General features: G+C 40.2%; 6 protein-coding genes and 4 pseudogenes. 8 read left to right on the forward strand and 2 right to left on the reverse strand.

Annotated elements, in window-relative coordinates:
* Window positions 1-213 precede the first annotated feature (213 nt).
* The 4 genes and pseudogenes from AB4496_RS06480 to AB4496_RS06495 form a co-directional block, all read left to right on the forward strand.
* Window positions 214-1,239, forward strand: coding sequence for a hypothetical protein (locus AB4496_RS06480; protein WP_016800063.1), 1,026 nt, complete (start codon window positions 214-216; stop codon window positions 1,237-1,239).
* Window positions 1,236-2,150 (forward strand): AAA family ATPase, encoded by a 915-nt coding sequence (locus AB4496_RS06485; protein ID WP_102258280.1) that lies wholly within the window; start codon window positions 1,236-1,238, stop codon window positions 2,148-2,150. The genes AB4496_RS06480 and AB4496_RS06485 overlap by 4 nt, the downstream gene beginning before the upstream one ends.
* A gap of 125 nt (window positions 2,151-2,275) precedes the next feature.
* Window positions 2,276-2,536, forward strand: a pseudogene (locus AB4496_RS06490) (resolvase); the annotation flags it as partial.
* 91 nt (window positions 2,537-2,627) lie between these two features.
* A pseudogene (locus AB4496_RS06495) lies at window positions 2,628-2,834 on the forward strand (recombinase family protein); the annotation flags it as partial.
* 848 nt (window positions 2,835-3,682) lie between these two features.
* Here the strand turns inward: AB4496_RS06495 and AB4496_RS06500 are convergent.
* Entirely contained in the window at window positions 3,683-3,868 is a 186-nt protein-coding gene (locus AB4496_RS06500; RefSeq protein WP_102258279.1) for a hypothetical protein, read from the reverse strand.
* Window positions 3,869-4,954: 1,086 nt separating this feature from the next.
* Here AB4496_RS06500 and AB4496_RS06505 point away from each other — a divergent pair.
* The 4 genes and pseudogenes from AB4496_RS06505 to AB4496_RS06520 all read left to right on the forward strand — a co-directional run bounded on the left by AB4496_RS06505 (window position 4,955) and on the right by AB4496_RS06520 (window position 7,835).
* Complete coding sequence (locus AB4496_RS06505; RefSeq protein WP_016800067.1) at window positions 4,955-6,160, forward strand: DUF1611 domain-containing protein; 1,206 nt, start codon at window positions 4,955-4,957, stop codon at window positions 6,158-6,160.
* Window positions 6,157-7,282 (forward strand): annotated as a pseudogene (locus tag AB4496_RS06510) (alanine/ornithine racemase family PLP-dependent enzyme). Before AB4496_RS06505 ends, AB4496_RS06510 begins: the two are co-directional and overlap by 4 nt.
* A complete protein-coding gene (gene gspS2 / locus AB4496_RS06515) occupies window positions 7,239-7,604 on the forward strand; it encodes a type II secretion system pilot lipoprotein GspS-beta (RefSeq protein ID WP_102258277.1) in 366 nt (121 codons plus the stop codon). The pseudogene AB4496_RS06510 and the gene gspS2 overlap by 44 nt, the downstream one beginning before the upstream one ends.
* Window positions 7,605-7,835, forward strand: a complete 231-nt coding sequence (locus tag AB4496_RS06520; protein ID WP_016800070.1) for a hypothetical protein — start codon at window positions 7,605-7,607, stop codon at window positions 7,833-7,835.
* 13 nt (window positions 7,836-7,848) lie between these two features.
* Here the strand turns inward: AB4496_RS06520 and AB4496_RS06525 are convergent.
* Window positions 7,849-8,208, reverse strand: a pseudogene (locus tag AB4496_RS06525) (hypothetical protein); the annotation flags it as partial.
* Window positions 8,209-8,581 lie beyond the last annotated feature (373 nt).

Here is an 8,581-nt window from a genome sequence, read left to right on the forward strand (position 1 = left end):
AAACATTAGATAAATTATGAATTAAATACATAGTTTGATCATTGTGAAGTAACTAAACATTTACCGAAACAAGTAGTTATTTACCGATATTTATACATAATTTATGTGACGAGCTATAGATATTTACCGAAATAATATAGACATCTACCGAAGTTGATGATGTAAGTAAGGTTATCTGTTAAAATGATACTATCTCATTCTTAGGTAATGATCATGACGTTATCATCCAACTCTAGCCTGACGGTTATTAATGAAGAAGACCGAAAAAATCGGTTTATCTCATCGATTCTGTTCTCTCGAGCAACTATTTTTCATCCTGCTTCTCGTTTGACTTCAACGATGCAGTCAAAATTGATTCAAATTGCTCAGAGTGGTGGTACAGATCCAAATCACCCATTAGAGAGTGTTAATATTAATAGCTATGGGAAAAGCTTCAGGGTTGATCTACATGTAGATTATCTCCTACAACCTCATCGCGATATCCTCGAGACTATGCTGGCCTATGCTCAAACTATTCAACTCGACGATGCTTCTTATGAAGCGGGATCTCGTTTAAATTGGTCCCAAGTATATCAAACCATTTCTGATGGTGATATTTCTGACACTCAACAAGATGGTTTCGACTCTTTTATTGACCGGGATGCAACCGTTTTATCGATGAGTATGTATGAGCTAGCAACCCGAATGGGAATGGCGACAACTCGTCCGAACTACGATCAAATTGAGCGTCGTATTACTCAATTGGCAACGGCTCATTTGGTGATTAATGAACTCGATGAAGAACAGAACGTTGTAGGCAAAAAGCCCTTAGAATTTGTGCAAGATTACCGTTTCTATTGTGATCGAAGTAAATTCAAAACCGGCCGTAAAAACAGTAAGAATCTAACTAACCATGTATTCTTAGTGCCAGACATGCGCTTGCTACAAGCGATACGCGACCATGGTTACTATTATCGATTAGAACAACACAAAATGACCAACTATAGTAAACCGTCAGTTCGCTCATTCTTAAAATACATTACCACGCACAAAGCAGAATTTTTACATAACAAAAAGTTTGAATGGGCGCTCGATAGTTACATTCAGTCTATTGCTTCTAAAGTCAGCCATAGCTTCCGTAGCGATCTAAGAAAAGATTTGTTGGCCAATGCCGTGCAAATTGAAAAAGATTTTAGTCTTCAATTTCGCGATGTTGGTAATGGTATACAGATCTTTTATATTGGGGAGGGTAAATCATGATTACTCAATCTCTTGATAGCTTGATGTCTTCACCTGCGAGCCAAAGCCTAGAGTTCAGTATAAAAGGCTTACTCAAAGGGCATGTAGGTATGTTGATTGCCGCACCGAATGTCGGTAAATCTCACCTTGCACTTTGTATTGCGATGGAACACGCTTCTTCAATGTCTTTACTAGGGATGAGCGCGGCCGACAAACCGGCTAAAACCTTGGTACTGAGTTCAGAAGACGGGGCTGGCGTGATTCAATCTCGAATGAAAGAAAAGCTGGTTAATTGCACTGCCACCATTAAGTCAGAGCTAAAAAAAAATCTACATTTTTTAACGGACATTGAACCGATAGTGCTCCCGCCCGACAGCTCTGCACAAGAAAAAGTAGAACATAAGCAGTATTTAGAACAACTCAAACAAATTTTCTCTGAATTCGATTTAGTGATAGTAGACACCGTGACTGAGTCAATAGGCCGTTGTGAGGAAGTCAAACACGATCGCTTAATCAAAAATGTCTTCCAAAGCCTTGCCAGTGAATCAGGCGCTAGTTTATTGCTTGTTCATCATGTGAATAAAGAGGAAATTCGTGGTAATCAAGAAATTACCATGGCATCTGGGGCTGGTTTAACGTCGATAATGCGATTAACAAAGTGCTTATTTACGTTAAAGAGAAACAAGGATTTCCTGTCGATTAAGTACCTTAAGAGTAATTATTTACCTGAAAATGAAAATCAAGAGTTTGCGGTTGAAGTAAGACAAAACCTTACGATTAATCCACAGGTATTCAGTTTGAAATCCAAGACGTCTAAGTCTGTTCGATCGGTGCAAAGTATTAAGCAAAATCCAAAAAAAATTACGCTGCCTGGAACTATCCCGGAACAAGAAGAAATTGAAGAGCGTAAAAACCTCAGAGACGTTTTGTAAGCTAGCTCTCACATTTTCAAAAAGCACCGAATTTCGGTGCTGTCTTTTTGTCTGACTCTGTTCGCACTTTCTTATATCCGTTCACTTTTTTGTCTACCTTAGATAATCTTATTTAAGGTGAAAACATGGTGAACTACGCATATTTAGGAGTCTCTTCAGACAACCAATATGTAGCAAACTAAAAGCACGGGCTCTATGACTCTACCAAAAAGGTTGGGATAGGTAATTTGGTGTTTGTAGAAGTCAGCCGTATTGCACGTCTTACCTCACAAGTGCTCAAAGCACTCTAAGTGAGCATGGAAAATAAAATTATCGTCTATATTGCTAATCAGAATTTGCAACTGGATGGTTCAATGCTGTGTCGGATAATGGCAACAGTACTAGGCGCCAAATTTGGTTTTATTCTAGGCTTATTTCATGAAAATTGTCTATGTCCGTGTCAGTACCTAAGACTAAACGTCCGACGTTCAAATTTAACAGCTAAACCAGTTGTTGGGCTTTACGAGGGAAGGGGACATTATTCACGTTACCAAAGTCGATTGGATGGCGCGTAATACCATCGATGCATTGCAAATTACCGCTCAGCTCGCGCAAAAGAAAGCCGGTTTTGTTTTTATGTTCGATGCAGTTTTTAGGAGGCCGCATGACAGTTTGTCCCACAAGATCCGCCGAGATATATCTAGGTGAATTCGACCGATTTTGACTCCACCGTAAAGGCGGTTTAGGTACATGAGGTGCTCGTTAAGGATTTCGAATCTACCGACTCCATAAGACTAGAAGACAATCTAGGTTAAGGTGTCAGGATTATATATTGTGACGGCGTAACAAGTTTTGAGCCGATGCGAGAAGATTACGTTTGCGAAGAAAGTAGAAAGGACGAGAGAAACAACGTTCGCGTATCGGCCTCTTCTCTTTATGACGACTAGGAACAGGCTCTTAACGTCGATATCACGTTAAATAATCGTTAATATTTACTTCATCAATTTGCTCAGGCTGTAAATAGTCATCAGTAAGACGTTTACAAACCCTCGAACTTAAAAAAAAAGCGAACAGAGCAGGGTCAACGCTTCAAAGAGATCGGCAATGGCCATGACTTTTGTGGTAAGAGGCATCTCTGAGCCCGTTAAGCCCATAGGTTACACTTACCATTAATTTTCTCATGGTGGCCTCCCGCAATTTTTGCCAAGTTTCGAATATGTTGTGGGAACGGTAGCTACTCCAAAATATGGATGGTTTGAACAATGTGATCGTTGATGATAAACCGTTCTTTCTCTGTTAACGTGCCGCTCTGAATACCTAAGTTGTGCATTTATCCTTTATTCGCCTGATATTGCTTCGGCTGGGTATTTATCTTTTTTCGTGTACTGCTTCATTTCTTCTGAAGATGTACCGAGTTGTTTACTTAAGGTTAGAGTCCACATTCGTGAGATGATATTAGGTTCAGTTGGTGTGATAAACTCTGCTCCCAAATTAAGCTGAGCTAAAAATTAAAAATATTGATTCAACTGTTCACAATTTTCTATTAGTTGATCTCACCATCCAACTGGATACGCTTGCACCAAAGACTTCAATTTCGTAATTTCTTCCTCACGTTTAAGAAGCTTGAAGCGTATTCTTACTTCGTGGATCCGGTTATAAATCGCTTCCAGTTTTGTTGATTTTTTGACCACACTTTCGGGTGTCGTGATTTTTCCACAGTCATGTAGCCAACTCGCCATTTTCAACTCTTGCCACTCTTTTTGAATTAAGAAAAAAGTGGTCAAAAGGCGGTAAGGTAGATTCTTGAGCTGCGCGAGTTAACCACTCGGCTAAGATTGGAACACGTTGGAAATGGTTTCTGTATAAAGGGATTTTTTGTCTAATAATCCTGCAATAAATTTGATGAATTGGTTAAGGAGTCATGTATGGTTTATGGTGTGCACGACATGGAAATTTGATTCGATAGGGACAGCAAGGAGTGCCTTGAAAAGACATTTATTGCCAGAGTTTGTGTGCTATCCCGTCAGTAGCCTTGATTCATACCATGTACAACGTTGATTTGATGAATTTAGTTGACTTAGGCTGGCGCTGCCAACCGTAACCTTGATGTGCTTCGTTCTATTTTTAAGTATGCTGTTCAGCAGCGTCTTGTATGGAGAATCCTTGTGATGGCATTAAGCAAAACCGTAAAAAATAGCTTAATCACACATCTTAAGTATGGAAGAGCCAAAGCAGCTTAAAATCGTTTTAAGGTGCTAAAATTGCTCCTTTTAATGGGTTGTCTAATTTAAGAGGTGACGGGGCTGAGATGGTCTTTTGTCAAAAATGATGAATGGCACCGCAGTTGTTAGGTCATAAGCGTATTCCGTCAACGCTTCGTTTGCCCATGTGAATGATGCGCAAGTATCGCTATCTTCTGAGGCGATAGGGGAAGTCATTCGTGGAATATTATCAGGTCAGTTTATGAGTAAACCTAAAAATCGAAAAGTGAGAGCATCCAAACCTAAACAGACGAGCTCCCAAGCGCAGAGGAAGACTTATCAAAGCAATGCCAACACGTACTGATGAGGAAGTTGAACGGTTTAGGTATCTGTGTTGATATTAGGATGTTAATTGAGTCGATTCTCGGGCGATAACTCACTCTAGTAAGGGCTAATTTTCAAAGTGATAGACGCAGAAGTGTCTTAATATTAACCAACAATAGTCTGGTAAGTGTGTTACCTTGGTTTTTATCCCTACCGCTTAGTAGGGACTTCTTTTCTTTTCCGAACTCACATCTCGGCACTCCTTAGTTGCCCTTCTAAGCCTCACCGCAGGCTTTAATTATGTCCATTTCAACCCAAAAGTTAAGAAACATCTTCAAATTCACTAGAATTGAAAATTTTAAAACCAACTACAATGTAACTCATATCGCTCCTTGGCTACCACTTGCTCAGAAAGTGAAACCTGTCATCCCTTCGGCAATTATATATTGCGAAGGTAATTTCGGTGAAATTGATGGTAAAACCGCTAATGGGCTAGTGAGGCATTCATTAAGCTATCGTATTCTATCGGTTATTGATAGTGTATCTGCCGGCTTAGATGCTGGAGAAGTACTTGATAACAAAGCCAATGGAATACCGATCCTTGCCAATGCTGAAGAAGCTATCATTCACGCGGAAAGCATTCCCGATTACTTCATCTTTGGCATTGCGCCATCAAGTGGTTTTTTATCTGACTTAGATAAAAGCATCATTTTAAATGCCATGTCACTAGGAATGAACATCGTAAATGGCTTACATGAATTCCTAACTGATGATCCTCTATTTTTAGAAGCTAGCTTAAAGAATAACGTTCGAATATTCGATACTCGCAAACCCAAAAGTAAAGGCGATCTGAAAACGTTTAGCGGGAAAATACATAACGTTAAATGTCCGAGAATTGCTGTAATGGGGACGGATTGCGCGCTAGGAAAACGAACAACAGCAACAATATTAGCGAATGAACTGACTAGAAAAGGCCTTAACGTCGTTCTGATTGCCACTGGTCAAACAGGTATTATGCAAGGCGCACAATACTGCGTTGCACTCGATGCTGTCCCTTCACAATTTTGTGCCGGTGAGTTGGAATCTGTCATTGTACAGGCCTATGAAAAAGAAAATCCGGACCTGATTATTATTGAAGGGCAAGGAGCCTTGAGTCATCCTGCGTTTTCAACCAGCGCATTTATCTTACGTGGCAGTTGTCCAGCGGGTGTGATATTGCAACATGCTCCTAAACGTTTATATCGTAGTGATTTTCCTGATTGCCCAATGCCTTCGATTGCTTCAGAAATCAATCTTATCGAAACGTTTTCTAATACCGATGTTATTGGACTAACACTGAATCATGAAGATATGTCTTTAGATGAAACCTGTCGTGCGATAGACAGCTACACTACCGAATTTGGTATACCGGTTACTGATGCATTATCACAGCCTGTCGAACATCTACTGCACATCGTAACGTCAGCCTTCCCTATGATAGCAAGAAAACTGGCCGCAAAAGGGTGAACTGCCCTAGATTAGACATTGATTGTGGGAAGATTCACCATAACGCTCAGTACCTGATCACTCAGCTCTCACTAAAAAATATATCCGTTACACCTGTAACAAAAGTCTTCCTCGGCCACCCTATCATCGCACAAGTTCTTATTGATGCTGGCGTAACAATGTTAGCCGATTCAAGAATGGAAAACCTTCAAAAGATGACTGAATCAGGCATTGCTATCCCTAAAATGCTGATACGTACGCCCATGCTAAGTCAAGTGGCGAGTGTAATAAAATACAGTGATATGAGTTTAAATTCTGAAGTTGAAGTAATTCAGAGGCTTTCACATGCAGCGGAACAACAAAATTGCCGTCACGGTATCATTATTATGGTTGAGCTTGGCGATCTCAGAGAAGGTGTGATGCCGAATCGCGTGATTGATTTTATCCGAGAGATTATTTCTTTACCGAACATCACGATAAAAGGAATTGGTGCGAATTTAGCCTGTCGGTATGGCGTCGCTCCAAATGAACAAAATATGAATATTCTTTCTGATCTTGCCGATGGAATTGAAGCTACATTTGGGGTCAATCTAGAAATTATTTCAGGGGGTAATTCTGCTTCAGTTAACTGGGCTCTTCAGAGAACAGGCTTAACTCGAGTCAATAACCTTCGTATAGGAGAAGCAATTTTTTTAGGCTGTGAGCCTTTAGAGCACGAAAATATCAAAGGCTTACATACGGATGCGGTTTCTTTGACCGCTGAAGTGATTGAATCCAAGATTAAACCGACTTTGCCTTGGGGAAGTCGGGGGTTAAATGCTTTTGGTGAAAAAGAAAACCTTCAAGATAGAGGGGAGGTATCACAAGCTATTCTGGCATTAGGCCGCCAAGATGTTTGTGTCAGCGGGCTTAAGGCTCCGAATGGGATTAAGATCATGTCTTCAACTAGCGATCACTTTGTCCTTGAATCCTCACAGAAACCACTACTTGTAGGGGAAAAAGTCACATTCAGTTTAGATTACAGTGCGCTCTTATCTTCTATGTCTTCACGTTATATCCATAAATATTTTAAGGCACCTAAAGGGAGAAGAAGCGCATAATGCAACGAACAACAGTAATTTTCTTCGTCAGTGTCATGCTTAACGGTTGTCAGATAAGCCCAATAAAATCTAATGGGCTTGCCGATTATAGAGCGACGGTTATCTCAAGCCAACTGCCACAAGAGTTAGGCTCAATCACACTCGTAAATGCTCAGTCAGAGGGCAATAGTGTCACTCTTATTTTCGTAAAAAAGAAAACTTTGAATATGGACAGCTTAGTAGAAAAAGTCGCCGTTAGTTTTTGTGACAACATCGAAATAAGACCACTATTAGAGAGGGGGGTCTCTTATCGAATCATTACCTTAGGCAAAAATGAGAACGTAGAAAGCCTTAACGTCATTTCTCTAGCTAAGTGCTCTAATTGAATGCTTAGCAGTCGAATGGATAAAAGCCAATACGAGTTGTTCAATGTACTAAATGACACTATTTTATTAAGGTTTGACCGCCTTACGCCTTGGGAAAAAAACTTTATCACGGACCTACACCACAAAGCTTTAACTAAGCAGCTCATTTCAACGAAACAAGAACAACTTGTCTTAAAAATTTCAATGAAAGCCTACAAATCAAAGAAGAAAATCGAACATTCCAACTTTTAATTTAAGCCTGTATATACCTAATCGGTTGTTGCTTTCGCATTTGGCTTGGAAAAGAAAATTGCTGGCTGTTGGAAGTCATCAAAATCCATTTCATGAGACTCTGTTGAGTTCTTGTCTTTTTCTCAAATTGAACTTCAAGGTCTGTTTTTCTCTGAATCTGCTTAACACGGCTAAATATCCTATTTTGCGAAGAGACCTCGCAACCCCGGAAGTAGAGAAAATCACTCGATCTTAGTTTGTTATCAAGAATGGCTCAGTTAAGTAACGCAAGCTACATCCAACTACTATCAATCTCTAGTTTGGTTTTGATCCGCCAAATCTCTTCAAGCCGAAAGGAAATGTCGGATAGACGGCACCTGTTACCAGGTGCCACCCTCCTCAGAACCGTACGTGCAACTTTCACTGCATACGGCTCAAGCCTCCACAAAGGCACAGTGAAGCACCCAGTAATTAAATCGTTATAGGACTAGAGCGAGACCAAAAGTTGATCGCAACATTAGCTCTTCGTGTTAATTACCTTTGCGATACGCACTTGAAGCTTTAATACCTCGCCAATGAGCACTCAGTAATTGAGAGACCACGGTTCGTTGTAAGAAGATGCACTAATTTCATTCGAAATCATCATTTGCTTTCTCTAACCTCCTTTACCTGCATACCTATCGGCCACCTTCACAGGTAGCTTTCCCATAGGGAGGTATACAGGCTTACCCTGTTCCGTATGTCGCGTAAAAATGTCAACTTAGATA

This window comes from Vibrio sp. 10N.222.46.A1, assembly GCF_041473595.1.
In the GTDB taxonomy this organism is placed as follows: Bacteria; Pseudomonadota; Gammaproteobacteria; order Enterobacterales; family Vibrionaceae; genus Vibrio; species Vibrio tasmaniensis_A.